Here is a 25,635-nt window from a genome sequence, read left to right as displayed (position 1 = left end):
CGATTCGGACGGCGGCCGGCATCCCGGCAAGAGGAAAGAGGTGAAATGGGACAAAATGGCAGCGTCGGCCGGTGGGCGACCGGAAAGGTGCTGCACGTGAGATCCATCTGGAACGGCGTGATCTCGTTCGGCCTGGTCAGGGTCCCGGTCAAGCTCGTGAACGCCACCGAGAGCCACGCGGTCCCCTTCCGCGAGATCCACACGGAGGACGGCGGCCGGATCCGCCACCGCAAGTTCTGCGAACTCGAGGACCGCGAGGTCTCCGCCCAGGAGATCAGCAGGGGGTACGAGGAAGCGGACGGCACGATCATCCCCATCACCGACGAGGACCTGTCCCACCTGCCGATCCCCACCGCCAGGACCATCGGGATCGTCACCTTCGTCCCCGAGGACAGCATCGACCCGCTCCAGATGGGTGCCGCGTACTACCTGGCGGCGGGCAGGGCACCGTCCGCCAGACCCTACGCGCTGCTGCGGGAGGCCCTGAGGCGCAGCGACAGGGTGGCCGTCGCGAAGTTCGCGATGCGGGGCCGTGAACGTCTGGGCATGCTCCGCGTGATCGGCGACACGATCGTCCTGCACGGCCTGCTCTGGCCGGACGAGGTCCGCGCTCCCGAAGGACTCGCCCCCGGCGCGGACGTCGCCGTCCCCGACCGGGAGCTGCATCTCGCGGACGCCCTGGTGGACGCCCTCGGCGGGGCCGGCCTGGAGGGCCTGCGCGACGAGTACCGCGAGGCGGTGGAGGAGGTCGTCGCCGCCAAGATCTCCGGCGAGGCCCTGCCCGAAGCGCCCGAGCCGGAGCGCGGCGGCCGCATCCTGGACCTGACGACCGCCCTGGAGATGAGCCTCCAGGAGGTCCGCGCCGCCTCCGGGGAGACCGGCGGCGGAAAACCGGCGTCCGCGGCGAAGAAGCCGCCGGAGGGGAAGCAGGCCGCGAAGGCCGTAAAGGCCGGGCAGGATGCCGGGAAGCCGCCGAAGGCACAGCCTCCGAAGGCACAGCCGCAGCCGAAGAAGGCTGCTGCGAAGAAGACCCCGGCGAAGAAGGCCCCGGCGAAGAGGGCGGCCTCCCGCGGACGCCCCGCCTGAGCCCTGCCCGGTTCCCGTTCCGTCCGTACCACGGGAGCCGCCCTGCGCGGCCCGGCCCGACGACGGCGCTGCCGGAGACCGCGATCAGGGCGACGGCGAAGGGCGCGACCGGGAAGCCGGGACAGCGCAGCCGGGGCCGGGTGCCGTACTACGGGCCGTGGCCGGCGCTGGAGCGGCGGACGTGGCGCCCCGGCATCCGGACCGCCGTGCCGGCGGCTCCCGCGCCCACGGCCCGGGCGTGGAGTTCACCGATGGGGAGCACAGCGACATCGAGCTGTAGGCCGGCCTCCGTGCGCGAGCGCCTCGTCCCCGGCTGTGACCGAGCGCTTCGGCCGGCGGATGGGCCGTTGGTCGGTGCGGCAGGGCCGGGGGCGGTGGCCGGCTGCATGCCCTGCCGGTCGCGGTCCGGCTCGCCCACGCCAGGGGGCGAGGACGACCAGGCCGGAAACGGGGCGTCCAGCGAATGCCGTTCCGCCGGCACGGTGCTGCCGATCCCGCGCCCGGCGCACTCCGGACCCTGCGGAAAACCGCAGGGTCCGGAGTGGGGGAAACCGCACAAGTTCGACGGCTACCCGCATACCGGCACCGAGCTGGGATTCCTAGCGTGGTCACCGGATCGCGGCACCGGCCCGCGGCGTGCGCCTCGTATCTGGAGACCTCGAGATGGACCACATCACCCTTGCGCTGCCACAGGAGCCCGCGGACGGCATCGCGGGATGGGCGGCCGACCTGGTGGACGCCATGGGCGCGCCCGGCGCCGGCCTCGCCGTCGCCCTGGAGAACCTCTTCCCGCCGCTGCCCAGCGAGATCATCCTGCCGCTGACCGGCTTCGCCGCGGGACAGGGCGTCATCAGTCTCTTCGCCGCCCTGTTCTGGACCACCGCCGGCTCCGTGGCGGGCGCCGCCGCCCTCTACCGGATCGGCGCGCTGTTCGGCCGCGAGCGCATGCACGCGATCTGGGCCAGGCTGCCGCTGGTCAAGGCGTCCGACCTGGAACGGACGGAGGCGTGGTTCGCCAGGCACGGCGCCAAGGCCGTCTTCCTCGGCCGTATGGTGCCGCTCTTCCGCAGCCTCGTCTCCGTGCCGGCGGGCCTGGAGCGCATGCCGCTGCCGGCCTTCCTGACGCTCACCGCCCTGGGCAGCCTGGTGTGGAACACCGTCCTGGTCATGTCCGGCTACTGGCTGGGCGACCAGTGGGACACCGTCGAGGGCTACGTCGGTGTGCTGAGCAAGGCCGTCCTGGTCCTGGTCGCCGCCGCGCTCGTCTTCTACGTCGTGGTCCGGCTGCGCTCCCGCGGCACCGCCCAGCACCGCCGCACCTCGTGACCGGTCCCGTCCCCGCCGAGGCCGAACGATCTTGCCGCAGCTGTGCCGTCCGACTACTCTCGGCGAGCGTGCAGGGGGATTCGGCGGACATGACCACCCAGCCCCTCCCGACGGTGCCAGGAACCGCGCTGCCGGGAAGTGAGCCCGCGGCGACGCCGGCCCCGGCGCTGCCGCTGCGGGCCGCCGGAGTCCTCCTCGGCTGTCCGACCGCGCTGCTGGGACTGCTGTACTTCGTCGTCGCCGGAGCCCCGCTCGGTCCGCTGCTGCTGTGGCCGCGCACCCGGCGGCGGGCGTTCGCCGTCCTGGTCGCCGGGGCCCGACGGCTGACGGCGCTCGAACGCCGGCGCCGCTCGGTCTTCTTCGGGGACCGCTTCCCCGACGGGCCCGTGTCCGGCCGGCGCATCCTGCGCTACCTCGCCGCCCGTACCTGCTCCGGTCTGATCACCGGCGTCGTGCTGGGCCTGTTCGCCTTCGGCGCGGTTCTCGCGGGCCTGCTCGTCGCGAGCCTGGTCCGGGGCACCCTCGACCGGGGGGAACTGGCCACCCAGGTCCTGCTCGGCGGGGTGCTGCTCTTCCTGGACGTGCAGGGCCTGTTCTCGCTGGGGGCGCTCGACGCGCGGCTGGCCCGCGAATGCTTCGGTCCCTCCGAGCGCGAGCTGATGCAGCAGCGCATCGACGAGCTGGCCGCCAGCCGGGCGGCGGTGCTCCAGGCGGTCGACACCGAGCGCCGGCGCATCGAGCGGGACCTGCACGACGGGGTGCAGCAGCGTCTGGTGGCGCTGGCCATGCTCCTCGGGCGGGCCCGGCGCGGCGGCCGCACACCCGAGCAGGCCCGCAGTCTGCTGGAGCAGGCCCACAAGGAGTCGCAGGAGGTCCTCACCGAGCTGCGGGAAGTGGCCTGGCGGGTGTATCCGACGGCGCTGGACAATCTGGGGCTCCAGGAGGCGCTGGCCGGGGTGTCGGAGCGGTGCGGCATCCCCGTCCGGACCGACTTCGCGCTCGCCGGGCCGCTGCCCGCGTCCGTCGAGACCGCCGCGTACTTCGTCGTCTCGGAGTCGGTGACCAACGCGGCCAAGCACTCGGCCGCCACGGAGATCCGGGTGAGCGTTCGCACGTACGGGCCGGTCCTCGTCGTCCGGGTCGAGGACGACGGCGTCGGCGGCGCGAAGCCGGAGGGCAGCGGGCTGACCGGCCTGCGCAGCCGGGTCGGTGCCCTGGACGGCCGACTGCACGTCCACAGCCCCCACGGGGGACCCACCACGATCACCGCGGAGCTGCCGTGCGCGTAATGCTGGCCGAGGACTCGACCCTGCTGCGGGAGGGACTGGTCCGGCTGCTCACCGAGGAGGGCCACGAGGTCCTCGCCGCGGTGGGTGACGCCGTCGCCCTGTTGCGGGAGGTCGAGGCCCGGCAGCCGGACATGGTCGTCGTGGACATCCGGATGCCGCCCACCCACACGGACGAGGGACTGCGGGCGGCGCTGGAGATCCGTGAGCGATGGCCCGGCGTCGGGGTCCTGGTCCTGTCCCAGCACATGGAGCGCAACTACGCGGCGCAGCTGCTGACGTCGAACGCGGAGCGGGTCGGCTATCTGCTGAAGGACCGGGTCGCCCAGGTGGAGGAGTTCCTCGACGCGCTGGAGCGGATCCGGGCGGGCGGCGCCGCCATCGACCCGGAGGTCGTACGGCAGCTGGTGATCCGCACGACGCACAGCGACCCGCTGGCCCGGCTGACGCCCCGCGAGCGCAGCGTCCTGGAGACGCTGGCGCAGGGGCACACCAACGCGGCCATCTCGGAGAAGCTGCACATCTCCCTGAGCACGGTGGAGAAGAACCTCAACATGATCTTCGACAAGCTGGAACTCGCGCACACCACCGGCTACAACCGCCGGATCCTGGCCGTGCTGCGGTATCTGGAGTCCTGACGCACGTCGTCCGGCTGTGGTCCGGCGTCACGAACGCCGACTTCAGGAACGCCGACTTCAGGAAATGCTGCCGGGTGAGGACCGCGCTCTCCGTTTTCTCCCTCTCGACTGTCGTCACGCCGCGGCAACTGATCAATTGCCAAGGGACGTACGTCTGCCATTCGATAGTTCCCAGGGGCAGTACGGTTTCCCGCAGGTTTCTTCCTGAGGTTTTCCGCAGGGTGGGACCTGCGGTTTTCCGTAAGGCGAACCTGCGGAAAGCAACGGTCACCACGACGGTTTACCTCGTATCCGCCCGCCGCCCGCGCACCTAGCGTTCTCCCCGTCGAGTTCCGGCCGGTCTCCAGAGCCGGACCTGCAACAACGGAAGGAAGCAAGGTGCGAAAGAAACCGGCAACGGTTCGGATTGCGCGATGGAGTGCCACGCACCCGTGGTCCCCTCTTCTGCGAGGAGACGTCATGCCCCCGAGTTCCTCCAAAGACCCTCCCACCGGCGGCGACGGGACCGGTCCGGTCGACCAGGGTCCCTGTTCCGCTGCCGGCGCGAGGGCCGGCACACGACAGCAGGGCCCCTGGCTCGCGGCCGGACGGATTCCTGGTCCCGCCTGTGACGAAGGTCAACTCCCGTGCGTATCATGCGGATTCGATCCGCGTGTCTCGTGGGACAGGAGTCAAGCGACATGATGATGCCCTCCTCAGGGCCGGTCCGGCCGACGCCGGAGATCGACACCTCGGTACCGCACTCGGCGCGGATGTGGAACTACTGGCTGGGCGGCAAGGACAACTACGTGGCCGATCAGGAGGCCGCCGAACAGTTCCAGGCGGCCTTCCCCCAGATCGCCGAGAACGCCCGCGCCTTCCGGGCGTTCCTGGGCCGTGGTGTCACCTACCTCGCGGCGGAGGCGGGGATACGGCAGTTCGTGGACGTCGGTACCGGTCTGCCCACCGAGAACAACACCCACGAACTCGCCCAGCGGGTGGCGCCGGAGTGCCGCATCGTCTACGTCGACAACGATCCGCTGGTCCTGGCCCACGCCCGGGCCCTCCTGGTCGGCGCCCCCGAGGGCGCCACCGACTACCTCCACGCGGACCTGCACGAACCCGAGACCATCATGAAGGCCGCCCGCCGGACCCTCGACTTCGAGCAGCCGGTCGCACTCATCCTCAGCGGCATCCTCGGCCACGTCATGGACGACGACGAGGCCCGCGACCTGGTCCGCCGCCTGCTCGCCCCCCTCCCGTCCGGCAGCCACCTGCTGGTCTGCGACGGCACCGACACCAACGAGGAACTCCGCTCCGCCCAGCAGGAGCACAACGATCGCACCCCGGTCCAGTACCGCCTCCGCACCCCCGAGGGAATCGCCTCCTTCTTCGAAGGCCTCGACCTCATCGCCCCCGGCGTCGTCCCGTGCACCCGATGGCGCCCGGAACCCGGAGCCCCGGCCCAGCACGTCGACTCCTACGGGGCCATCGGGCGCAAGCCCTAGCCCGGCGTCCGACCCGGGGCGGGTCAGTCTGAGCTGCCCCGAGTTCCGTAGAGTCCGGTGATCTTGTCTCAGGCGGACTGCGGGGCGGCTTCCTGTTGTCGCCACCGGCCGTGTTCGTACTCGGCGGGCGGTACGTGGTCGAGGGCGGAACGGAGTCGTTCCTCGTCGTACCGGGTGACCCGCTGGAAGATCGCCCGCTCGACGCGGAGTTGCTTCGACTCCCCGGGCTCGGCGGTGGTCAGCCGGTCGTCAGGGCTCGGCCGGTGAGGGCGGAGCCGAGAGGTTACTGGGCGGTGTAGCCGCCGTCGACGGGCAGGGCGACGCCCGTGACGTAGCTCGCGCCGGGACTGCACAGCCACAGGACGGCCTGGGCGATCTCTTCGGCGGTGCCGAGGCGGTTGATGGCCTGGCCCGCCGCGGCCTGATCGCGGTCCAGTTCGCCCTTGGCGGCCATGGCGTCGACCATGGGGGTGGCGATGGTGCCGGGGCAGACGGCGTTGATGCGCACGCCGCGGGAGCCGTATTCGAGGGCGGCGCTCTTGGTCAGGCCGATCACACCGTGCTTGGTGGCGTGGTAGGCGGCGCGGCCGGGGTTGCCGACGAGGCCGCCGAGGGAGGAGCAGTTGACGATGGCGCCGCTGCCCTGGTCGCGCATGTGGCGCAGTTCGTGCTTCATGGCCGCCCAGATGCCGCGCAGGTTGATGTTCTGGACGCGGTCGAACTGCTCGGCGCTCTCGTCGGCGGCGTCGGTGGGCGGGGGCATGATGCCGGCGTTGTTGTAGGCCATGTCGAGGCGGCCGAAGGTGTTCACGGTGCGGTCGACGGCGGCGGCGATCTGGTCCTCGTCGGCGACGTCGCAGACCAGGGCGAGGGCCCGATGGCCGGCGTCGGTGAGTTCCTTCACAGCGGCGTTGACGGCCGCCTCGTCGATGTCGGCGAGGCCGACGGCGGCGCCGGCTTCGGCGAAGGCGCGAGCGGTGGCCAGCCCCATGCCGGAAGAGGCTCCGGTGACGAAGGCGACCTGGCCTGTGAAATCGTAGGTGGGGTTCATGTCGTTCTTCTCCCGTCGAGGGGCGGGCCGTGGTCAAGGATCCGAGGGGGCGGGTCAGTGCCGCGGGGCACCGGTGCGGTGGCGTCGTCGAGCAGGCGGGCCGGGTCAGGAGGCGGCTTCGATGGTGATGCTGGTCGCCCGGCCGAGCTGGTCGGCGCTGACATCGAGGTGGCCGAGGACGAGCAGATCCGGGGAGGGAGCGGGCCCGTCCTGGTAGAAGAGGGCCAGGTTGCCCCAGGGGGCGTAGTAGGCGATGTCGCCGACCGTGGCCGCGGCCGGTTCGGGGGCGCCGGAGGTGTCCAGCTCGCGCGGCAGGTCGGCGACCCGCTCGGTGCCGTGGAAGTCCTTCAGGTCCAGGGTGAGCGGCAGCAGCGCGGCGAAGTCGCGGGCGGCAGGGCTGTCGTTCAAGGCGGCGCCGACGGGGCGGCCGTCGAGAGTGACCCGGATGTTCATGGACGTACTCCTCCCGGAGGCGGACGAAGAGCGGGAGGCCACCGGCCCCTGTTGCCCCGCCGAGGCGGCGGCAGAGGGCGTGGCGGCCGGGGCGCTCCCCTGCGTCCCGCTGGAACAGGCGGTCACGGCCAGCAGCAGGACGGCCACCGAAGCGGCACGGCCCGTTCCGCGGCGGACTGCGGAGTTCACGAGCGGTGTCAGCCGGCGGCCGGTTCGGCGGTGTACTCGTCGTCGGTGACGGGCTCCAGCCAGTGGACGACGTCGTGGTCGTCGTCGCCCTCGTTGATGGCCAGGTGGACCATCAGCCGGTTCGGGGCGGCGCCGTGCCAGTGCTCCTCGTCCGCTTCGAACAGGACGCGGTCGCCGGGACGGATGACCTCGACCGGGCCGCCGCGGCGCTGGCACAGGCCGACGCCTTCGGTGACGAAGACGGTCTGGCCCAGCGGGTGGCGGTGCCAGTGGGTGCGCGCGCCGGGCATGAAGTGCACCAGGGACGCGGTGACCCGGGAGGGGGCCGGTGCGGCGGCGACGGCGTCGATGTAGACGTCGCCGGTGAACCAGTCGGCGGGGCCCTTGACGGTGTCGAGCGAGCTTCGGGTGATCTGCATGATCGTTCCTTCGGACGGTGGGCGGTCAGTACGTGATCAGGGCTTGAGAAGGGCCTTGACGGCGCGGCGCTCGTCCATCGCCCGGTAGCCCTCGGCGACCTGGTCCAGCGGGAGGGCGAGGTCGAAGACCTTGCCCGGGTCGATGGCGCCGGTCAGGACGCGGTCGATCAGGTCCGGGAGGTAGCGGCGGACGGGGGCGGGGCCGCCGCGCAGACCGACGTGGGAGAAGAAGAGCTCCTGGCCGTCGACGGCGACCTCGTGGGGGACGCCGACGAAGCCGACGTTGCCGCCGGGGCGCGCCGAGTGCAGGGCCTGCTGCATGGCCTGGGCGGTGCCGACGCACTCCAGCACGCTGTCGGCGCCGATGCCGCCGGTCATGTCCTTGATCCGGGCCACGCCCTCCTCGCCGCGCTCGGTGACGATGTCGGTGGCGCCGAACTCGAGGGCGAGCTTCTGCCGGGACACGTGACGGGACATGGCGATGATCCGCTCCGCCCCCATCTCCTTGGCCGCGATCACCGCGCACAGGCCGACCGCACCGTCACCGACGACCACGGCGGTCGAGCCGGGCTTCACCTCGGCGGCGTCGGCGGCCCACCAGCCGGTACCCATCACGTCCGAGACGGCCAGCAGCCCCGGCCAGAACCGCTCGTCCGGGACCCCGTCGGTGGCGACCAGAGTGCCCTGGGCGTTGGGGAGCCGCACGTATTCGGCCTGGCAGGTGGACATGAACTCACGGTCGAGGCAGTTCGACGGGAAACCGTTCTTGCAGTTGGCGCAGGTGTTGTCCGAGGTCGCGAACGAGCCGACGACGAACTGGCCGGGCCTGACCGAGGTGACCGCGGAGCCGACCTCCTCCACGAAACCGACGTACTCGTGCCCCATCGGGTGCGGGTCGCCGATCGGCTCGGCACCCCGGTAGGGCCACAGATCCGAGCCGCACACACAGGTCACGGCCGTACGGATGACCGCGTCGGTGGGGTGAAGCAGCTTCGGGTCGTCCAGGGACTCGAAGCGGACGTCGCCGGGGGCGTGGAGGACTGCGCCGCGCATGAGTAGAGCTTCCTTCGCGTGCCGGGGCGTGCGGCCCCGGATACCGGGGCCGTCGCCGAGTGCAGGGCCTGATGCAAGATCCCGTCGTGATGACCGGACGAAAAGCACCACGTCATCCAGGTAACCCGTTCTCCGCGCGGGGAGCGAGACACCATCAAGGGGTGTACTGCCAGTACATCCCTGTGGACGCGAGCGGGACGTACCGTCGAAGGCGTGGACAACCAAGCAGAGGTCCGCGAGTTCCTGACCTCGCGGCGAGCCAAGATCACTCCCGAGCAGGCCGGCCTGCCGTCCGGGAGCCGCAGGCGGGTACCGGGCCTGCGCCGCAGCGAGGTCGCCGCGCTCGCCGATGTGAGCGTGGAGTACTACGCCAAGCTGGAGCGCGGGAACCTCGCCGGGGTCTCCCCGGCGGTCCTCGAAGCCGTCGCCCGCGCGCTCCAGCTCGACGACGCCGAACGCGCCCACCTCCTCCACCTGGCCCACGCCGCCGACGGCACAGACGCCCTCACCCGGCCCCGCCGACGCTCCACCAAGCAGTGGAAAGCACACCGCAGCCTCCAGTGGACCCTGGACGCCGTCACCGCCGGCCCCGCCTTCGTGCGCAACGGCCGCATGGACCTGCTCGCCGCCAACGAGCTCGCCCGCGCCTTCTACGCCGACGTGTACGCCAACCCGCACAACCAGGCGAACCTCGCCCGCTTCCAGTTCCTCGACCCCGCCTCCCGCCGCTTCTACCCCGACTGGGACCAGGCCGCCGACATCGCCGTCGCCATCCTGCGCACCGAAGCCGGCCGCAACCCCTACGACAAGGACCTCCACGACCTCGTCGGCGAGCTGTCCACCCGCAGCGACGCCTTCCGCACCCGCTGGGGATCCCACAACGTCCGCCACCACGGCACCGGCACCAAACGCTTCCACCACCAGGCCGTCGGCGAACTCACCCTCGCCTACGAGGGCCTGGACATGGCCGCCGAACCCGGCCTCACCCTCACCATCTACACCGCCGAACCCGCCTCCCCATCCGAAGAGGGCCTGCGCCTGCTCGCCTCATGGGCAGCCACCCGGGAAGCAGCCTCCCTCACACGCCACGCATCCGGCTGACGGCACAACTGACGGATACTCCCCTCCGTAGCCCAGCACATACGGACCGTCCCGTCGTCTTCGTGCGACTGCCGGCCGGGGCGGGGCTCGTACCGTGCCCGGGAAGGTCCGGCGCCCCGGGACCCTGCGGCGGGCACCGTCGCTGTTCTCACCCGCCCCCTACCGGGGTGGCACCGCCGGTTCGGCTCCCCGGTGTGATGCGCGGCCCGCCACCGTCTTCCTCCTCTCCTCCCGTCATCGCGGACGAGAGGAGGGGGACGGGTGGAGCCGGACGCGCAGGGCTCCTGTTCCGAAGGGCACCATGACACAGCCCGGCGGACTTCGCCGCCGGCGCAACCGTGACTACGGTTGCGCCGGGTCCGCCTGACAGGCACGCGTCCCCGGAGGCGGTTTTGTCGCACAGGAGAAGGCGGGCGCTCATGACCTCGGCGAAGGAACGGCCGCGGGCGCTGCTCGCGGGGGCGGCGCGTCGGTGGGTGCGGCTGCTGCCGTGGGCTCTCGCGTTCGTGCTGTGTGTGGCCTTGCTGCCCACGACCATTCAGGTGCTCACCGCTGATTACGGCCTGCATGCCGGTGTCGCGAGTGCGCTGGCCGTCGCGCAGGCCGCGCCGCTGCTGCTCGCTGTCGTCCACCCGCTGCGGGCCTGGTACGTGATCTTCGTGGCGGACGTGGCCGGGGCGCTCGTCCTGCTCACTGCCGACTTCGAGAAGCGGCTCCTGCGGCCGTTCCCCCCGATGGAGCTCGTCGGATACGTCGGTCTGTGCCTTGCCCTGGGGCTGCGTGAGCCGCGCCGCACACTGCTGCTGGTGTGGCTGGCGACGGCGGCGGCCAACGTCGGCCTGCTGTTCCTCGCACCCGGGGCACGGGCAGCGACGGCGTCCTGCTGACCGTCCTCAGCGGCGTCGCTCTCCTGCTCGGCGGTGCGCTGCGTGAGCGGTACGAGGTGCAGCGCAGGCTGGTGGAGCAGGAGACGATCAGCGAGGCGGAGCGTGAGCGGCGGACGCTGCTGGAGGAACGGGCCCGCATCGCGCGCGAGTTGCATGATGTGGTGGCGCATCACATGGACGATGCGGTGTTTCACGCGATGCTCCTGTCGGTCCGCTGTGCTCGCGAGTCGAGCGGGACAGCGGACCGATTCCTGACAGGAACAGCGTGTGATGCGGGACACGGAGTGCTGGGGGCGCCGCCCGAGGGAAACGGGGCCGCATCCGGCCCTCAGCCCGCCGCCGGCCGGTGTCGGGCGGTGGCCGACAGGGGGCCGCGCAGATGACGCCGAGGACCGCCAGGGTGGTTCCGGCCCGCATGGCCTCGGTGCAGCGCAGCGACGTGCCCGTCGGCGGGCAGAGGAGGGCGCCCGCCACGGCGAGGACAAGCACCGTGGCCTCCCGCGATCGATCACGCGAGAGACCACGGTTCCCCTTCGGGGGCGGGCGCGGTTCACCTTCCGCTGTCCTCGGCGAGGGTGTGCGCGACGAGCGCGTAGGCGTGACCGTGCCCCAGGCCGTACTCGGTCTTGAGCCAGGAGACCAGCTCCATGTGCTTGGCCAGTGGTGAGGAGCGGATCAGGTCCTTCCACTCGGCGACCGGGCGGCCGTACTTCTCCTCGATCGCGGGGAAGTAGCTGGCGGGGTCCTTCATTGTTCTGGCCATGATGCTGAATCCGTCCGTTCGTGTTCGGTGATCCTGGATTGCGGATGGAGCGGCTACCGCTGTGCCGGAGGCGCCGTGGTCATCAGCCGGGTGATGACCACGGTGAGCCAGAGAAGCCCGAGTCCGGCTCCGGCGGTGAACGCCAGGACAGCGCTGGCCGAGGCGGCGAACCCCGCGAGGATTCCTACCGGCACGATGCGGGAGGCCACGGCCCACCCGCGTCGGTTCTGGGCGGCGAAGTGGCGGGCCAGTACGAAGAATGCGGCGCACAGCGCCAAGTAGCCCACCATGCCGCTGAACATGTGGACGGCGCCGTGCGCGCTCAGGGAGGCGACGTGGTCCTCGGGGGTGCCGGCGGGGAACCCGGCAGCCGGGTCGGCGGTGAAGGCGCCGGCGAACAGGAACGAGACGCCGAACACGCCGACCAATCGCGGTGCCCAGGTGCCGCCGGGTGCACCGCGCAGCACCTGGCGCATCCCGACCGCGCCGGTGATGACCAGAACGCCCGTGAGTATGAAGGAGGTGATCTGGATCCAGCCGAGGTCACCGAGGCTCAGCTGACTGAGGGCATTACGGGTGAAGTCGAAGCCGTCCCGGGTGAGGCCCTGTAACAGGCCCGCGCCCAGGAACAGCGGGCCCGCCGCGGTGGCGACGGCCAGCAGGGTCCGCTTCGCCGGCCGGGCCGGGTCGGACACGGTGGTGGGGGGACTGATCGTCTGGGTCATGTGATGTCTTCCTCGACGGAGAGAGCCGATTTCGGAACTAGACGGTGTGGTACCGCGTGGAACTGGACGGTACAGTACCCAAGCAGGAACTGGACTGTCCAGTACTTGATTCAGGAGGTGGCATGGAAGCAAGCGAGCTCGGCCGGTCGGCACTCAAGCGTCAGGCGATCATGGAGGCCGCGACCAGCGCGTTCATGAGCAAGGGTTACTCCGGCACCAGCATGGACGACATCGCGAAGCTGGCCGCGGTGTCGAAACAGACCGTCTACAAGCACTTCTCCGACAAGGAGAAACTGTTCGCCGAGATCGTCCTGGCCACCACCGACCGGATCGACGGCATGATCGACCTGGTGGCCCACATCCCGGCCGACGCCGGCACCCTGGAAGAGAACCTGACCCATCTCGCCCGCCAGTTCCTGGCCGCGCTCACACAGCCCCAGGTCCTCCGGCTGCGGCGCCTGGTCATCGCGAACGCGGACGCCTTCCCCGAACTGGGCGCCAGCTGGTACGAGCAGGGCTTCGAACGGGTCCTGGCCACCCTGGCGGCCACCTTCCAGCGTCTTACCGACCACGGACTGCTCCGATGCGAGGAACCGCTCCTGGCCGCCAACCACTTCTCCGGCCTGCTGCTGTGGACCCCCGTGAACAAGGCCATGTTCCACGGCAGCCCCCAGCACACCGAGGCCGAGCTCGACCACTACGCCACCGTCGGCGTCCGTACCTTCCTCGCCGCCTACCGTCGACCACCGCGGACGCGCCGCACCCGAAGCGCCCTTGAGGGAGCTGGATGACCTGGCCCGACGCACCGTTGTGCGCGACGGCGTACATCTTCTGCCGCGACCGGGGCGGAGGGGGGTGCCCCTATGTGTTTGGTCAAGGTGGTGGGCCAGGATGCCGGCATGACGACCTGGTTCCGGACCTACTACGAGGACGAAGATCTGTGGCTGTACTTCGAGGCCGATGACGAGGGCTGGGCGGTGCGTCAGGTTGAGGTCCGGGGGCAGGACTCGCGGGCGGTGACGGCGGCTTCCTTGGCGGAGGTCGTGCACTTGCGCGACCATGCCGATCTTGCGTCGATGGGCCGCTATGAACGGCAGTATGGCGTTCTCGCCGAAGGCCCCATGGACGGCTGGCAGGACCAGCCGCAGGCGGCCGAGATCTCCGCGGAGGAGTTCGAGCGGCGGTGGACCGAAGCAAGGCGGACGCTCGGCGACTCAGCCCGACCTGGCGGGCTGGGGTTCGTAGAAGGTGCCGTCGCGGACCATGGCGAACAGGACGTCGGCCCGGCGTCTGGCGAGGCTCGGGACGATCAGCGCGGCCGCCTCGGTCCCCGGAACGGTGACGGTCTGCTCGTCCAGGGCTGAGAAGATCTCCTCGACCAGCCGCTCGGCCATCCTCGGAGCCTTCGGTCGCAGCAGGGTGAGGCGACGTTCGCCGAGCAGGTCGACGGACTGACCGTCCGGCACGGCAGACGCAGCGCCGAGCTGCAGAGGGTGCTGGAGCGCGTGGCGGTGATGCTGGCCGGCCGTCCTGGCGCCCGCTTGTCCCAGGCTCTGGCGGCCGGGGCTTTGGCCGGCTATCTGTTGGCGAGCCCCGGCCGGGAGCGGTCAGTCATCAATGGGCGGGACGGCCCGCAGCCCGTCGGCGGGGGGGCTGTGAGGCGTCGGCGTCGTCCGTGATGATCCGCAGGATGTCGTCGACGGAGCTGCTGCGGGTGGGCGGTCTCCCACGTCGTGCTCAGGGGTGCGAAGACGTCGTGGACGAGGGAACCGTCGGACAGCTCCCGTCCGTCGGACTTCAGACCGCCTGGATCTGCCCGCCCGCCGACGCCGCCACGCGCGGCTGATCGCCGCCCTGACCACGCTGATCGGTGCCTGTGCCGAAGCGGCGGGCGCCGTGTACCGGCCGATCGCCGCCGCCCTCGCCGACCGTCTCGCCGACAACGCGCGGGCTTTCGGCGAGGGCAGCAGCTCCACGGACGTGGGCCAGGTCCCGATGCCGCCGGTCGACAACCCTGAACTGGTCCCGGTCCTCGCCGGTGTCCCCGATTCCCCGGTGCAGTCCGGCGGCGACCTGTTCTCCGACCATCCCGCTGTCCGTACCCGCGCTGCGCAGGCCGTCTCCTTGCCCGGCATCTGAACGCCCCGCCCCCGGCAGGGGACGGGGCCCGTATGCTGCGGCGGCCCGGTGCACCGCCCACAGGAGGGAAACCGCCCCGTCGTGTTCTCGCAAACCCCCGTCTACGACCGTCTGGTCGCCGAACGCGGCGACATCCCCGTCCAGGTCCGCGGCGAAGCCGACCGGATCCACCGCGACCTCGCGTACGTACTGCGCCGGACGTCCACCACCCCGCCGGATGCACCACGAGGCGCCTTCGAACCGAAGCAGCCTCCCACCGCCCTGTAGCGGCTCAGGCCCAGAGTTCTGCCAGGCCAAGGCCCGGCAGAACGTTGCCCGTGGTCCAAGCTGCCCCCGCACCCTCCGCCGTACCATGGCGGTACCCGGCAGCGCGGCGAGGTCACGTGGACAGGCCGCGCCCGCAGCCCGCCGCGCGGTCCCGTACGGAGAAGGCGTGTTCGCTGCCTCGCTGACGCTGGCTGTCGCGGACCCTGTCCAGAACGACGTCCATGGCCGACAGCGCGATCCTCTCCGCGACGCAGTCGCGGGCGAGTGCAGCACCGTCCACCCCGACAGCGGCGACTCGTCGGGGAGGCCCGGCTTCGGCCGCAAGCCCTGACGTCCCTCGTTGCAGGGCTTCTGCGCGGCGGCCTTCGGTGAGCAGCGCTTGCACCAGCCGCGATTTCACGCCCGGTGCCGGGGACAAGAGGGGTCTGGCGGACTGGTTCGGGTGGATCCCCATGCGTTGCGCTCCTGTGCAGAGCTCCACGACCGTTGTCTGCTGGACACCGGTCACTGGCTCAAAGTCACGGAGTCGATCACCCGCCCGAAGCGGTCGGTCACGGCCACCCCCTCCGTCAGGAGATAGCACCGGTTCATACCGAGCCGAGCAGTCAGCAGACGCCATCCGAACGTCACGGTGTACACCGCGGCCACCACCGCCGTCGTCCAGGTGAGGTTCCCGTCGACCTGGTCCGGTCCGAACCCCTGACGGGCGGTCGGTGAGGCAGGGCAGTACCCATGCGCAGAAAGGCTCGAACAGGCTTGCTCTGGACCGTGACGGCTGGTGCGGTTGGTGCTGGTCCTGCGGTGACGCCCGTCCTCGGACTGACGTCCCCCCGGGATGCGGACGGGGCGGGCCTGGGCACCGATCGAGACGTCCGCCGTGCTCGGCCTGGGCCTGGAGGGGACGGGCGTGAAGGCCCTGCCACAGCGTCGGCTGTCGAGGGTGCGGGAGACGGCCGTTCCGCGATACCGAGTCGGGTGTCAGCTGACGGACGGGGATTCCGTACGGTCTCGTACGATGATCTTGCCGGTGTTCTCGCCGCGCAGCATTCCCAGGAACGCGTCCACGATGCGCTCGAAACCGTCGACCACCGTCTCGTCCAGAGCGAGCCGGCCGCTCTGCAGATGTGGCACCGCGAACTCGTACAAATCCTCCTGCAAATCGCGGTAGTTGCTGACCAGGAAACCCTCCATGCGGATGCTCTTCTCCACCATGTCCGCGTAGTTGATGCGCGGTTGCGGCGCGCCAGGGGCGTTGTACTGGCTGATCGTGCCGACGCGGACGACGCGCCCGAACTCGCGCAGCGCTCCCACCGCCGCGGCCAGCTGCTCGCCGCCGACGTTGTCGACGAACACGTCGATGCCGTCCGGCGCGGCCTTGCCGAGCAGGTCGGCGGCGGGCCCGTCGTGGTAGTTGAAGACGGCGTCATAGCCCACCTCCCGCGTAAGGTGGCCGGCCTTTGCCGCCGAGCCCGCGCTGCCCACGAGCCGTCCGGCGCCGAGCAGTCTGGCGAACCGCCCGGTCGCCGTGCCGACCCCGCCCGCCGCTGCTGACACGAACAGATCCTCGCCCTCCTGGAGCCGGGCGATCCGGGTGAGCCCCACATAGGCGGTCAGGCCGGTGCCGCCGAGGGTGCTCAAGTACGCGGTCAGGGGCACCTCTTCGAAGAGGGGCAGCTGCCGGATCTCCTCGGGCCTGACCACCGCATGCGTGCGCCAGCCCTGCCGGTGGAACACGATCTCGCCCTCAGCCAGACGGGGCGTGCGCGAGGCGATGACCCGCCCGATGGTGCGGCCCTCCAGCGGTGCGTCGAGCGCGAAGCCACCAGGCATGTCGTCCATCATCTCGCGGTGATACGGGTCGACGGACCAGTAGAGGTTCTCCACGAGCGCGCTGCCGGCTGCGGGCTCGGGCAGCGGGGACTCGATGAAGGCGAAGTGCTCGGCGGTGGGAAATCCGTGGGGACGGGCGATCTGATGCACGGTGAGCGCGGTCTTGTTCATGGCCGGACCGTAAGGCGGGAATGCGCCACCTGGGCAGCCGGTTGAGCTCATGCGACAGACCGTTCCATGAGCAGTTCTCATATCTCGAGGTGAGCGCCCCGTGGCCCGCAGTACCGACTCCGATCTCGCCCCGCACGAACTGCGCGTCCTGGTCGCGGTCGCGGACACCGGCGGGTTCTCGGCCGCGGCCGAGACACTCGGCCTGACTCAGTCCGCGGTCTCCCACTCGGTGCGCGGCAGCGAGCGCAAGATCGGATCCGTGCTGTTCGACCGCGGCCGCACCGGCGCCCGCCCCACACCCGCCGGAGACAAGGCCGTGGCGTACGCCCGTCGCATCCTGCGCCTGCTGGACATCCTGAACACCGAGGCGCGCGGCGCGGCCCGGTCCGACACGGCGGAGGGGCCGCTGCGGATCGCCGCCTTCCGCAGTGCGGCTCTCCACCTGCTGCCGCCCGTCCTCCAGCGGCTACGTGCCCGGCATCCCGGGATCGAGCCTCGGGTGCGGATCGTACGCGAGGTGGGACGCGGCACCGCGGGCGAAGTGGCCGACGGGAAAGCCGACATAGCCATCGCCACACTCGGAGGCTCCGTGCCGCCCCCACCAGGTCTGGTCGCGAGCGGGCTCGTCGAAGAGCCGTACGCCCTGGTACACCCGAGGGGACACACCGCCCCGCGCTCGCTGCCGCTGGTCGACTGGGCCGAGAACTGTGGCTCGTACACCCGTGACTGGTGGGCGGCACAGGACTGGATCCCGAAGGCGACCATCGAGGCCGAGGATGACGGAGCGGTGCTCTCCTTGGTGAGCGGCGGTCATGGAATGGCGATCATGCCGGCGCTCTCCTTGGTCGGAGCAGCGGACTCGGTTGCGATCACTGATCTCGGCCTCGATCGCCCGACACGCCAGATCGGCTATGTCACCACCTCCGAACTGGCCGGAGCCGCCGCCGTGCGCGCCCTGGTAAGAGAATTGCGGGCGACGGTCCCGCAGTGTGTGGGCCCCCTCAACAACGAGGCGTGATCAGGTCGAGTGCGTGAGCGCGGATCCGCCTGGTAAATCAACTGGAAGCGTGGGGTGAGGCCTTCGACGAGGCGGGAACAGCGCGGTGCGTGGAGGCGGCTGCCCGGACGGCGGTGAGCGTGGTCAGTGCGGTGGAGGAGACGGTGAGGAAGGTACGGCGGTCCACGGTTCGCAGGGCCTCTCCGAGGGGAGAGGGGTGCGATGGGCCGGCGGGCCGGGCAGCATGGCGGGGTGACCGACCTGCTGTGGGATGACGTGAAGTGCTTCTTCGACCCGGACCTGATGGGACCTTTGCCGGACGTGCGCGTCCCGAACACCTCGGTGGAGGACTGGCAGGCGGTCCTCGATCTTGTGGCGGAGAAGGGCTGGAAGTGCCAGTACTCGGAGGGAGCGACGGTGCTTCCGGTTCCCCGGGCGGAGGTCGTGCTGTCCCGCCCGGCGGATGCCGAGTGTCCGAACTTGTGGGTCTGGCCGACTGCCGATGTGCAGGCGATCTTTCGTTTCCTCGACGACGAGATCATCGACTTCGATGTCGACCTGCGGGAGTTGCAGGGGCAGGAACGACTCGATGTGCTGTGCGGCTTCCTCAGGGAGATCGGGCGGCGGTTGGGTAAACCGGTGCTGATGGACGCGGAGGGTGCCTATGGCCATCCGATCCTCGGCTTCGATGCCGAGACTGATCGGTTCGCCCTCCTCATGGAGCCGTAGGTCGGGCGGCTGAGCCCGACAACTGAGATCGGTAGGAGGTTCCGTCGCGGAGCATGGCGAAGAGGACGTCTGCTCGACGTCTGGCGAGGCAGAGAAGGGCCCGGGCGGGGCAGCGTGGGTCGGCCGCCGCGCGCACCCGGCGCGGCGCGGTGGCACGCACGATGCGGTGGATCGGCCCGGCAGTGGTGCGCACCCGAGACACGATGCGTACCACCGCAGTCCTGAGCGCGCGCTACGAGGAGTGGGCCTCGAGGGCCTGGCCGAAGCCGACAGCTTCCATCTGCCGCAGAACACCGGCGACGGTCTCGCCGCACTCTTCCTCGGTGAGGACCTGCCGGACGAAGGCGATGACCGCGTGGGCGACGCCTTCCACCGCATTCGGTCCGGCCTGCGCCCAGCTGCGCAGGGTGGCCACGAGGACGCGCCCGCCGGCCTCCAGGGCGTGGGATCCGGCCTGGCCCACGCCGCACCTGCCCCCGGCTGGTTCCCGCGACGCGACGCTAACGGGGTCGGTGTTCTACGTTCCCGCCCGCTCGGTCCCGCGACCGTGTCTCCAACCGGGAGACCCGCGCGGCCGGGCGGAGAGGACCGTCACCATGACCTTCATCGAGCCCGGCCTGTCCGTGCGCAACGGCTTCGCCGAGGGGCCGCTCGCCGACGCCGCGCTGTCCCGTGCGGCCCGCGCCGGGCAGCTTCTCGACGATCTGCAGGAGCAGGCGCCCACGCTGACCGACGGCCAGCTGCGCGACGGCGTGTACCGGGCGCTGCGCCGCTTCACCCGGGAGCAGCCGCGCACGTGCCAGGTCGACAGCATCACCGCGCTGATCCGCCGCGGGGTGCGCATCGACTGGCCCGCTTCCGACCGTCTGCCCTGTGGCTGTGCCGGCTTCTTCGGGAGTCGTTTCGGCGTGACTTCGGGAGTCGTTCGGCGGCCAGCCGCGTGATCGATGTCAGCGACTTTTGATGTCACTCAAGTGCTCGGGGGCGTCTTGCGAGCCGCGGTGTGGGAGTCCTGCGGGACTGCCAGATCTCGGGAGCGGACTGTTCCCGGTTCCCGCCCGCGCTGGGGTGCGGATACCGGCCTTCGCCCGGAACCCGCATCGTGAAAGCATCCGCTCCCGGCTTCCCCGGCCGAGCCACGAGATGATGCGCAAGGGCGAGATCGCGCGCATGCCGCAGGGAACGGCCCCGCACCCGGTGGTGGAGATCGCCCGGGCCCCGGTCCTGCGCGCCGGGCGGCTGCTGTTCGGCGGCGACTGGGACCCCGACTCCGCGAGCGGCCCGCCCCCGGCACGACCGGCGGCCGACATCGTGGCCGACGCGGGAGGCGTCACCGAACTCGTCCAGACCACGTACCGCCTCACCGTCGCCGACTGGCGGATCGCGGTGGCCGCACCCCGAGCCGTGACGGCCATCGAACACCGCCTGCTCACCGACATCCCCGAACACTGCCCGCCCGGCCGTACCGCTTCTACCCGCTCCACGGCCACCAGGCCGAGCGCCTGCGCACCCCGTTCCAACGCGTCTGCGCCACGCAGCAGGCGGCAGCGCAGAGCCTGCTGGCCGCCGCCCCCGGAACCGGCATGGACACCACCCGCGCCGCCCTCGACGCCGTCGCCCACCAGAACATCGCCCAGACCTGGACCCCGGCCCCCGCTCCAGCCCCCGCTGTGCAGAACGCGCTCGCACGGGGGCCTGTCGTACCTCCGCCGGCCATGCCCGGGACAGGCACCCGCGTATGAGCCGGGGCCGTGTTCATGAGAACTGGAGGCACAGGTGGTCCGGCCTCGTCGGGGCGCCGCGCTCCGGGTCCTGTCCTCCCGGTCACGCTCCTTCCGTTAGGTTGCGGGCCCGGACTGTGCCGCGTGGCTGGTGGCGTCCAAGGGTGTTGACCAGGACGTGAGGAACGCCAGGGCGTCGTGGGTGGGCGAGCCTGCCGGAGCGGTGTAGGTGACCAGGGTCTGGTCGGGGGCGGCACCGAGCTGCATAGCCTGCCAGTCCAGTTCGAGGTCGCCGACGACTGGATGGTGCAGACGTTTGCGTCCTGCGCTGGGGATGCGGACGCCGTGTCCGCCCCACCAGCGGCGAAAGTCGTCGTCGTGGACGGAAAGCTCGCCGACCAGCTTGGTCAGCCGTGGGTCATCAGGGGTGTGTGCGGCGTCCATCCTCAGCCGGGCCACAGCTTCGGCGGCGACGGATTCCCAGCCCGCGTACAGCCCGCGGATGCGGGGATCCAAGAAGACCAGCCGGACCAGATTGCGGTGCTCGGGGCGAAGCGTGGCGAAGTCGAGGAACAGCGCGGTGGCGGCGGTGTTCCAGGCGAGGATGTCGGAGCGTCGGCCGAGGACGAGGGCAGGAGTGCGGGCCAGGGCATCCAGCAGGTCCTGCACAGGCGAGGCGACTTTGGCCGGCGCCGGGCTGCGGCGCGGTGGACGCGGCTGGGCGAGCAACCGCAGATAGGCGAGTTCGTCGTCGCTCAGCAGCAGTGCTCGGGCGAGGGCGGTGAGAAGGCTGTCGGATGCTGCCGTTACACGCCCCTGTTCGAGGCGGGTGTAGTGGTCGACGCTCACGGCGGCGAGCTGGGCAACTTCCTCACGGCGCAGACCCGGGACGCGGCGCGGATTACCTACGGCGGGCAACCCGACCTGCTCGGGGGCAATCTGCGCTCGCTTGGCCTTGAGGAAGTCTCCGAGCTCACTCACGCTCCCAGTGTCCCATCGGCCACTGCCGCGTTCCTGGGGCCGCCATCCCCAGGAACGCCGTGGCCAGCCACACCACAGCTCTGGCTGACCAGCAGAGGTGGCGCGAGGCTCGGTGCGCACGCAACGACAGACCCCGACGAAAGGCACCATCGTGTCTGCTTTCACCCTGGACACCGCCACTCGAATCGCCGCCGCTGGCCAGAGCGCGGCCAAGGAGATAGGCACCGCAATGAACATCGCCATCGTCGACGCCGGCGGCCACCTGCTGCACTTCACGAGGATGGACGACGCCTGGCTCGGCTCGGTCGACCTGGCCGTGAAGAAGGCCAAGACCTCGGTGCTGTTCCGGATGCCCAGCGCGGCCCTGGGCGAGATCTCCCAGCCGGGCGGCCCCGTCTACGGGATCGAGCACAGCAACGGCGGCCTGATCTCCTTCGGCGGCGGCCTGCCGATCATGGACGCTGACGGCCGCACGGTCGGAGCTGTCGGCGTCTCCGGCGGCACCGCCGACCAGGACGTGCACGTGGCCGAAGCCGCCGTCCAGGCGTACTGACCCGCCCACATCCCAGGGACCGACCGGCGACTGCACCGGTTGGGTTCTGGCCGCCCGAGCGGTGAGGAGAAGCCAACGTCCGCCAACCGGGACGCTCACCTCGCCGACTACAGCGCTCATCCGCCAACCGAAGCGCTCAGTCACAGCCGCAGGGACCGAAGCCGCTCGGCGATGCCGTACGAGTCGAGTTCCAGGGCGCGGATCTCGGTGATCAACTCGCGCCAGACCCCGAACTCGGTGTCCACCCGCTGGCCGTGCATCTCCAGGTAAGCGACGGCCAGGCCGTAGCCGAACAGCTCGTTGCGGACCGGGAGCGGGCGCAGCACCACACACTCCTCCAGGAAGACGGCCGCGCGCCAGAAGGGGTCGGGCTGGTGCTGGTCGTGGCGTGGCGGGTCGACCTTGTGGCGGGCGGCCATGCCGACGAGCACGGAGAAGTCGTTGACGGTCAGGCCGTCCGGCAGCAGTTCCTCCTGTCGCTCCAGGAACCACCGGTGGTCGACGTAGTACTCACCAGGCACAGGTCAGGCCGCCCGCGGAGCACGCCGGACCGGACCGCCGAACGCGGCGTCGAACACGGCGACGGTGGCCGGGTCACCGGTCACCCGGCGGAAGGCCTCGGCACCGGCCGCGAGCGCGCGCTCACACTGCTTCTCCTCGGCCACCCGGGCGAGGCAGGCCTGCCAGTGGCAGCCCGGCGTCGTCTGAGCCCCGGCCCCCGGCCCAGTACCGGCGGCCGCCGTGGGCGTCCAGCAGGATGCGCACGGCGCTCGCCGACGCCGTGGTGCCCACGCCCCAGGAGCACAGTCGGTCAAGGCTTCCCGGAACCCGTGATGGTCATCAGTCCGGGAAGCGGCTTCCTCGGGAAGGCTCACGGATGCGTGGAACCGCCACCACGGCGCGCTGTTCCCAGAAGCCGCTGGCCCTGTCCGTGGGCGTGAAGTGTGTCGTACCGAACTCGGCGTCCTCGAAGCCCAGGTGGGCGCAAGGCCCCTGGGAGAAGCGATCCTGTGACAGAAGGATCCGCCCGAGGGGCCTCATGCGCCAACCGCGGATGTCAGCTTCTGTGCCCCAGGCGCGCGTACCAGGGAGGCGACGACGAGCACGTGGAGCCGGAAACCCTTGTCCAGCAGGAGGTCCGTCACCAGCTTGGCAACGGGGTGAGTCCACAGCTCGGCGAGAGCCGGAGCGTGGTCCAGCAGGCGGCGCAGAGCGGACGGCAGCGGCGAGCCGCAGCCGGTGAGTCGACGGAGGCACCCCGCGCATGCGGAGAGGACGGAACGGAACGGACGGAACATGAGTACCTCACCAGGTGTCGATCGGCGAGGCGTGGCCACACCCCGGTGGAAGCCGGCGTGTGACCGATGCTGCTGAGGGCGTCGCAGGGGGCGAAGCGTTCCGGGGTGAGCTTCTGGGGAGAAGGAAAACCCGCTGGTCAGAGCGGAGAGGACCAAATGAGATCCAGGTCCGGCGCAGACAAAGAGCCGTTTCCATCTTGATCAGTTGGCGAGTTCGAGGGCGACGACGGCTCGGACTATGGCGGTGATCCGGGTGGTGCTGCAGCGGAGCTTACGCAGGAGCCGCCGGCCCTTGAGGACCGCCATGGCGCGTTCGCCGAGGCTGCGGATCTTGGCATGGTCCCGGTTGTGACGCCGGCGCCAGCCGCGCAGGTTCCTGCCCCGGAACGGGACGCGGATGGTGGGGCTCGCGCCCTGATACGCCTTGCCCGCCCAGCACTTGATGTTCTCGGCAGCCAGCGTGGCCGGGATGTCGTGGGTCCGGGCCGCGGTCAGGTCGTGTGTGGCTTCCGGCAGTGCGTCCGATGCCCGGATCAGGCGTCCGGCCGGGTCGGCGAGGGCCTGCACGTTCATGCCGTGGTGCTTCTTCTTGCCCGAGTGGTACGGGCGGTCGGCGGCGATGCGGTCGATGGGCAGGAGTGTGCGGTCGAGAATGACGTACGCCTTGCTGCGGACCGTGTCCATGGCCTGCTCCGGTGTCGGAGCGAGCGGGGCCAGGAGGTTGACGGCCTCGCGTATGTAGCGGTAGACCGTCGCGGTCCCGATGCGGAAACCCGCCGCCAGGCGGGCGTAGGTGTCACCGCAGCGCAGGTGTGCGAGGACGAGGAGGGCCTGTCGGCCGCAGGTGAGGCGGCGCCGGCGGGAGCCGAGCCGACGCCGGTGCCCCGCGAGCAGACCGGCGAGACGCTGCAGGGTGCGGCTGGACAGATCGATGGCAGACGGGTAGACAAGCACGAGAGCTCCTGGCGGACTGGTGATCTTGGTCGTGAACTCGTCCACCAGGAGCTTTCTTCATGTCCGCCACCGGGGCGCCGACCCAACCACTCGTGAGGTTGGAAGAGGATCACTGTTCCCCGCACGGTTGAAGGGTGAGTGAGGCGGGCGTGCGCGGTCGCGTGGCGGCCTCGGGGATCGGGCGGCCTGGGTGTCTGCTAGTGCTGCGACCGGAAAGGTTCACCGGCTCGTGACGCCCGGCAGGGTTCCGGTCACAGAACTAGGACCTGTGATCCAGGGCGATCGGCCGATGGCCGCGCGAGAGCCTGATACCTAGGCTACTGAGCAGGAATCGGCAGCTCAGGAAGAGGTCACGATGCCCGTCAACGGTCGTAGTCACATCCGCGTCGCCCGGCCCTCCCGGGACCTGGCGGTGGCCGAGCGGTTCTGGGTGCGGGGGCTGGGGCTCGGTGTGGTGTGGCGGGCCGAGGGCGGGGCGGAACCCGGTGGGCACGACCTGCTGATGGTGGGCTGGCCGGACGCCGACTGGCATCTGGAGCTGGTCCACGAGCCCGCCCGGCCCGTCGAGCCCCGGCCCACCGAGGAGGACCTGCTGGTGATCTACGTCGACGGCCCGGTGCCCGATGACCTGGTCACCCGACTGGAGGAGCACGGCGGCAAGAGGGTGCCGTCGCCGAACCCGTACTGGAACCGGTGGGGCGTCACGATCGAGGACCCGGACGGCTACCGGCTCGTGCTCTGCGAGCGGGGCTGGTCGAACGCGTAGCGGCGGGTGCTTGCCGGGCGCGCTGTCCCTTGCTCGTGCTGTGACCGCATAGGTTCGCTTGGTCGTTTAGGCCGCGGTGGCAAGGGGCGGCTGCCCCAACGGATGCCTTTCTCGCTTCGGATGCGGGCGCGTTCTTTGCGTTCGGCGGCCAGGACGTCGCGGTGGCGGGCGTTGGCGTTGCGCCAGCGCAGGTAGGCGTGAAGGGACCGGGTCTGGACGGTGTGGTTGAGGTGGTGGGAGTTGGCGATGGTGAACTGCCTCAGCGGTCCGAAGTGCGCCTCGATGGGGTCGGCCCACGAGGCGTAGGTCGGGGTGAAGCACAACTCGACCTTGTTCTTCTTCGCCCAGCGGCGGATGTCGGCGCCCTTGTGGGCGGACAGGTTGTCCATGATCACGTAGATCGGTGCGCCGTCCGGGCGGGCGGCCCGGATCGACTTCAGCGCGGCCAGCGTGTTCGCGGCGCCCTTCCTGCGGCGGTTGACCCCCCACAGGGTGTCGTCGCCGATCGAGTAGCAGCCGTGGAAGTAGCGCACCCCGTGGGTGCGGTGGTAGGTGGCGGGCAGCCGGTCAGGGTGTTTCCGGCGAGCCCAGCCGGAGCCGGCGGTGGGCCGGATCCCGAGCGGGCCGAACTCGTCGAACGCGAAGACCCGGTCCGGGAAACGGTCCACCACTGTCGGCGTACGGACTTTTCTCCCCAGATGCGTACGGACGAACGTCCCCGGCTCTGGCCGCAGGCAGCGGCAACGGGACAGAGGATCTCGGTTG

General features: G+C 70.8%; 32 protein-coding genes and 2 pseudogenes. 18 read left to right on the top strand and 16 right to left on the bottom strand.

All coding sequences use genetic code 11. From position 1 onward, the window contains the following. Positions 1-87 precede the first annotated feature (87 nt). The 6 genes from ACFYOJ_RS16925 to ACFYOJ_RS16900 all read left to right on the top strand — a co-directional run bounded on the left by ACFYOJ_RS16925 (position 88) and on the right by ACFYOJ_RS16900 (position 5,823). Positions 88-1,086, top strand: a complete 999-nt coding sequence (locus ACFYOJ_RS16925) for a Ku protein (protein ID WP_356557765.1) — start codon at positions 88-90, stop codon at positions 1,084-1,086. A gap of 157 nt (positions 1,087-1,243) precedes the next feature. Then, entirely contained in the window at positions 1,244-1,366 is a 123-nt protein-coding gene (locus ACFYOJ_RS16920) for a hypothetical protein (protein ID WP_356557724.1), read from the top strand. A gap of 383 nt (positions 1,367-1,749) precedes the next feature. After that, entirely contained in the window at positions 1,750-2,412 is a 663-nt protein-coding gene (locus ACFYOJ_RS16915; RefSeq protein WP_356557725.1) for a DedA family protein, read from the top strand. A gap of 89 nt (positions 2,413-2,501) precedes the next feature. Beyond that, a complete protein-coding gene (locus ACFYOJ_RS16910) occupies positions 2,502-3,701 on the top strand; it encodes a sensor histidine kinase (RefSeq protein ID WP_356557727.1) in 1,200 nt (399 codons plus the stop codon). Next, entirely contained in the window at positions 3,701-4,336 is a 636-nt protein-coding gene (locus ACFYOJ_RS16905; protein ID WP_356557766.1) for a response regulator transcription factor, read from the top strand. The genes ACFYOJ_RS16910 and ACFYOJ_RS16905 overlap by 1 nt, the downstream gene beginning before the upstream one ends. 680 nt (positions 4,337-5,016) lie before the next feature. Then, positions 5,017-5,823, top strand: a complete 807-nt coding sequence (locus tag ACFYOJ_RS16900) for an SAM-dependent methyltransferase (protein WP_356557729.1) — start codon at positions 5,017-5,019, stop codon at positions 5,821-5,823. 283 nt (positions 5,824-6,106) lie between these two features. Here ACFYOJ_RS16900 and ACFYOJ_RS16895 read toward each other — a convergent pair whose 3' ends face one another. From ACFYOJ_RS16895 to ACFYOJ_RS16880, 4 genes are all read right to left on the bottom strand, one after another. Next, entirely contained in the window at positions 6,107-6,874 is a 768-nt protein-coding gene (locus tag ACFYOJ_RS16895) for a glucose 1-dehydrogenase (RefSeq protein WP_356557731.1), read from the bottom strand. 105 nt (positions 6,875-6,979) lie between these two features. Next, a complete protein-coding gene (locus ACFYOJ_RS16890) occupies positions 6,980-7,327 on the bottom strand; it encodes a cyclophilin-like fold protein (protein ID WP_388597153.1) in 348 nt (115 codons plus the stop codon). Between the two features lie 197 nt (positions 7,328-7,524). Continuing rightward, positions 7,525-7,935 carry a cupin domain-containing protein gene (locus ACFYOJ_RS16885; protein ID WP_356557735.1) on the bottom strand — a complete coding sequence of 137 codons (411 nt, stop codon included), beginning with the start codon at positions 7,933-7,935 and terminating at the stop codon, positions 7,525-7,527. A 36-nt stretch (positions 7,936-7,971) separates the two neighbouring features. Further along, complete coding sequence (locus tag ACFYOJ_RS16880; RefSeq protein WP_356557736.1) at positions 7,972-8,988, bottom strand: zinc-dependent alcohol dehydrogenase family protein; 1,017 nt, start codon at positions 8,986-8,988, stop codon at positions 7,972-7,974. 213 nt (positions 8,989-9,201) lie between these two features. On the opposite strand from ACFYOJ_RS16880, the gene ACFYOJ_RS16875 reads away from it, so the two are divergent. Together ACFYOJ_RS16875 and ACFYOJ_RS16870 are read left to right on the top strand one after the other, a co-directional pair. After that, positions 9,202-10,089 carry a helix-turn-helix transcriptional regulator gene (locus tag ACFYOJ_RS16875; protein WP_356557738.1) on the top strand — a complete coding sequence of 296 codons (888 nt, stop codon included), beginning with the start codon at positions 9,202-9,204 and terminating at the stop codon, positions 10,087-10,089. Between the two features lie 419 nt (positions 10,090-10,508). Beyond that, positions 10,509-11,278 (top strand): annotated as a pseudogene (locus tag ACFYOJ_RS16870) (histidine kinase); the annotation flags it as partial. Between the two features lie 248 nt (positions 11,279-11,526). Here the strand turns inward: ACFYOJ_RS16870 and ACFYOJ_RS16865 are convergent. Together ACFYOJ_RS16865 and ACFYOJ_RS16860 are read right to left on the bottom strand one after the other, a co-directional pair. Next, a complete protein-coding gene (locus ACFYOJ_RS16865; RefSeq protein WP_356557740.1) occupies positions 11,527-11,739 on the bottom strand; it encodes a DUF4287 domain-containing protein in 213 nt (70 codons plus the stop codon). A gap of 53 nt (positions 11,740-11,792) precedes the next feature. Then, positions 11,793-12,464 (bottom strand): DUF998 domain-containing protein, encoded by a 672-nt coding sequence (locus ACFYOJ_RS16860; protein WP_356557741.1) that lies wholly within the window; start codon positions 12,462-12,464, stop codon positions 11,793-11,795. 122 nt (positions 12,465-12,586) lie between these two features. On the opposite strand from ACFYOJ_RS16860, the gene ACFYOJ_RS16855 reads away from it, so the two are divergent. Next, positions 12,587-13,255: a TetR/AcrR family transcriptional regulator gene (locus ACFYOJ_RS16855; protein ID WP_356557742.1), complete on the top strand. Its 669-nt coding sequence runs from the start codon at positions 12,587-12,589 to the stop codon at positions 13,253-13,255. Positions 13,256-13,738: 483 nt separating this feature from the next. Here the strand turns inward: ACFYOJ_RS16855 and ACFYOJ_RS16850 are convergent. Next, positions 13,739-13,900: pseudogene (locus ACFYOJ_RS16850) on the bottom strand (IS110 family transposase); the annotation flags it as partial. Between the two features lie 254 nt (positions 13,901-14,154). Here ACFYOJ_RS16850 and ACFYOJ_RS16845 point away from each other — a divergent pair. The 3 genes from ACFYOJ_RS16845 (at position 14,155) to ACFYOJ_RS16835 (ending at position 14,870) form a co-directional block, all read left to right on the top strand. Beyond that, positions 14,155-14,310: a hypothetical protein gene (locus tag ACFYOJ_RS16845; protein ID WP_356557743.1), complete on the top strand. Its 156-nt coding sequence runs from the start codon at positions 14,155-14,157 to the stop codon at positions 14,308-14,310. 50 nt (positions 14,311-14,360) lie between these two features. Continuing rightward, a complete protein-coding gene (locus ACFYOJ_RS16840) occupies positions 14,361-14,603 on the top strand; it encodes a hypothetical protein (protein WP_356557744.1) in 243 nt (80 codons plus the stop codon). 81 nt (positions 14,604-14,684) lie between these two features. Further along, positions 14,685-14,870, top strand: a complete 186-nt coding sequence (locus ACFYOJ_RS16835; protein ID WP_356557746.1) for a hypothetical protein — start codon at positions 14,685-14,687, stop codon at positions 14,868-14,870. A gap of 112 nt (positions 14,871-14,982) precedes the next feature. On the opposite strand, the gene ACFYOJ_RS16830 is transcribed toward ACFYOJ_RS16835, so the two are convergent. Both ACFYOJ_RS16830 and ACFYOJ_RS16825 read right to left on the bottom strand, forming a co-directional pair. After that, complete coding sequence (locus ACFYOJ_RS16830) at positions 14,983-15,150, bottom strand: hypothetical protein (protein ID WP_356557747.1); 168 nt, start codon at positions 15,148-15,150, stop codon at positions 14,983-14,985. A 698-nt stretch (positions 15,151-15,848) separates the two neighbouring features. Beyond that, on the bottom strand, positions 15,849-16,871 hold the full coding sequence (locus ACFYOJ_RS16825; RefSeq protein ID WP_356557748.1) for an NADP-dependent oxidoreductase: 1,023 nt from the start codon (positions 16,869-16,871) through the stop codon (positions 15,849-15,851). 100 nt (positions 16,872-16,971) lie between these two features. Here ACFYOJ_RS16825 and ACFYOJ_RS16820 point away from each other — a divergent pair, with 100 nt between their 5' ends. After that, a complete protein-coding gene (locus ACFYOJ_RS16820; protein ID WP_356557750.1) occupies positions 16,972-17,889 on the top strand; it encodes a LysR family transcriptional regulator in 918 nt (305 codons plus the stop codon). Positions 17,890-18,120: 231 nt separating this feature from the next. Further along, positions 18,121-18,597 (top strand): hypothetical protein, encoded by a 477-nt coding sequence (locus ACFYOJ_RS16815; RefSeq protein ID WP_356557751.1) that lies wholly within the window; start codon positions 18,121-18,123, stop codon positions 18,595-18,597. A gap of 232 nt (positions 18,598-18,829) precedes the next feature. On the opposite strand, the gene ACFYOJ_RS16810 is transcribed toward ACFYOJ_RS16815, so the two are convergent. Continuing rightward, the gene (locus ACFYOJ_RS16810) at positions 18,830-19,060 is read right to left on the bottom strand and encodes a hypothetical protein (RefSeq protein WP_356557752.1); all 231 of its coding nucleotides are present in this window, start codon (positions 19,058-19,060) and stop codon (positions 18,830-18,832) included. A 133-nt stretch (positions 19,061-19,193) separates the two neighbouring features. On the opposite strand from ACFYOJ_RS16810, the gene ACFYOJ_RS16805 reads away from it, so the two are divergent. Further along, positions 19,194-19,541 carry a hypothetical protein gene (locus ACFYOJ_RS16805; protein WP_356557753.1) on the top strand — a complete coding sequence of 116 codons (348 nt, stop codon included), beginning with the start codon at positions 19,194-19,196 and terminating at the stop codon, positions 19,539-19,541. A 639-nt stretch (positions 19,542-20,180) separates the two neighbouring features. Then, on the top strand, positions 20,181-20,339 hold the full coding sequence (locus ACFYOJ_RS16800; protein WP_356557754.1) for a hypothetical protein: 159 nt from the start codon (positions 20,181-20,183) through the stop codon (positions 20,337-20,339). Positions 20,340-20,435: 96 nt separating this feature from the next. Here the strand turns inward: ACFYOJ_RS16800 and ACFYOJ_RS16795 are convergent, their stop codons facing one another. Beyond that, positions 20,436-21,299 (bottom strand): helix-turn-helix domain-containing protein, encoded by an 864-nt coding sequence (locus ACFYOJ_RS16795; RefSeq protein WP_356557756.1) that lies wholly within the window; start codon positions 21,297-21,299, stop codon positions 20,436-20,438. A 151-nt stretch (positions 21,300-21,450) separates the two neighbouring features. Between ACFYOJ_RS16795 and ACFYOJ_RS16790 the strand changes: the two genes are divergently transcribed. After that, the gene (locus ACFYOJ_RS16790; protein WP_356557757.1) at positions 21,451-21,852 is read left to right on the top strand and encodes a heme-binding protein; all 402 of its coding nucleotides are present in this window, start codon (positions 21,451-21,453) and stop codon (positions 21,850-21,852) included. Positions 21,853-21,992: 140 nt separating this feature from the next. Here the strand turns inward: ACFYOJ_RS16790 and ACFYOJ_RS16785 are convergent, their stop codons facing one another. The 4 genes from ACFYOJ_RS16785 to ACFYOJ_RS16770 form a co-directional block, all read right to left on the bottom strand. Then, entirely contained in the window at positions 21,993-22,373 is a 381-nt protein-coding gene (locus ACFYOJ_RS16785) for a toxin Doc (protein ID WP_356557759.1), read from the bottom strand. Positions 22,374-22,376: 3 nt separating this feature from the next. Continuing rightward, positions 22,377-22,517: a hypothetical protein gene (locus ACFYOJ_RS16780; RefSeq protein WP_356557760.1), complete on the bottom strand. Its 141-nt coding sequence runs from the start codon at positions 22,515-22,517 to the stop codon at positions 22,377-22,379. A 372-nt stretch (positions 22,518-22,889) separates the two neighbouring features. Continuing rightward, positions 22,890-23,150: a hypothetical protein gene (locus ACFYOJ_RS16775; protein ID WP_356557762.1), complete on the bottom strand. Its 261-nt coding sequence runs from the start codon at positions 23,148-23,150 to the stop codon at positions 22,890-22,892. 201 nt (positions 23,151-23,351) lie between these two features. Next, the gene (locus ACFYOJ_RS16770; RefSeq protein WP_356557768.1) at positions 23,352-24,104 is read right to left on the bottom strand and encodes a transposase family protein; all 753 of its coding nucleotides are present in this window, start codon (positions 24,102-24,104) and stop codon (positions 23,352-23,354) included. Between the two features lie 355 nt (positions 24,105-24,459). Between ACFYOJ_RS16770 and ACFYOJ_RS16765 the strand changes: the two genes are divergently transcribed. After that, the gene (locus tag ACFYOJ_RS16765) at positions 24,460-24,870 is read left to right on the top strand and encodes a VOC family protein (RefSeq protein WP_356557763.1); all 411 of its coding nucleotides are present in this window, start codon (positions 24,460-24,462) and stop codon (positions 24,868-24,870) included. Here the strand turns inward: ACFYOJ_RS16765 and ACFYOJ_RS16760 are convergent. After that, positions 24,828-25,635, bottom strand: an 808-nt coding sequence (locus ACFYOJ_RS16760) for a transposase (RefSeq protein ID WP_388597146.1), incomplete at its 5' end; no start/stop codon positions are given. The genes ACFYOJ_RS16765 and ACFYOJ_RS16760 overlap by 43 nt on opposite strands.

This window comes from Streptomyces sp. NPDC006384 (assembly GCF_042870695.1).
Classification (GTDB): Bacteria; Actinomycetota; Actinomycetes; order Streptomycetales; family Streptomycetaceae; genus Streptomyces.
Note: the sequence above shows the minus strand (reverse complement) of the source record. Positions and strands in the feature narration are given on the sequence as shown.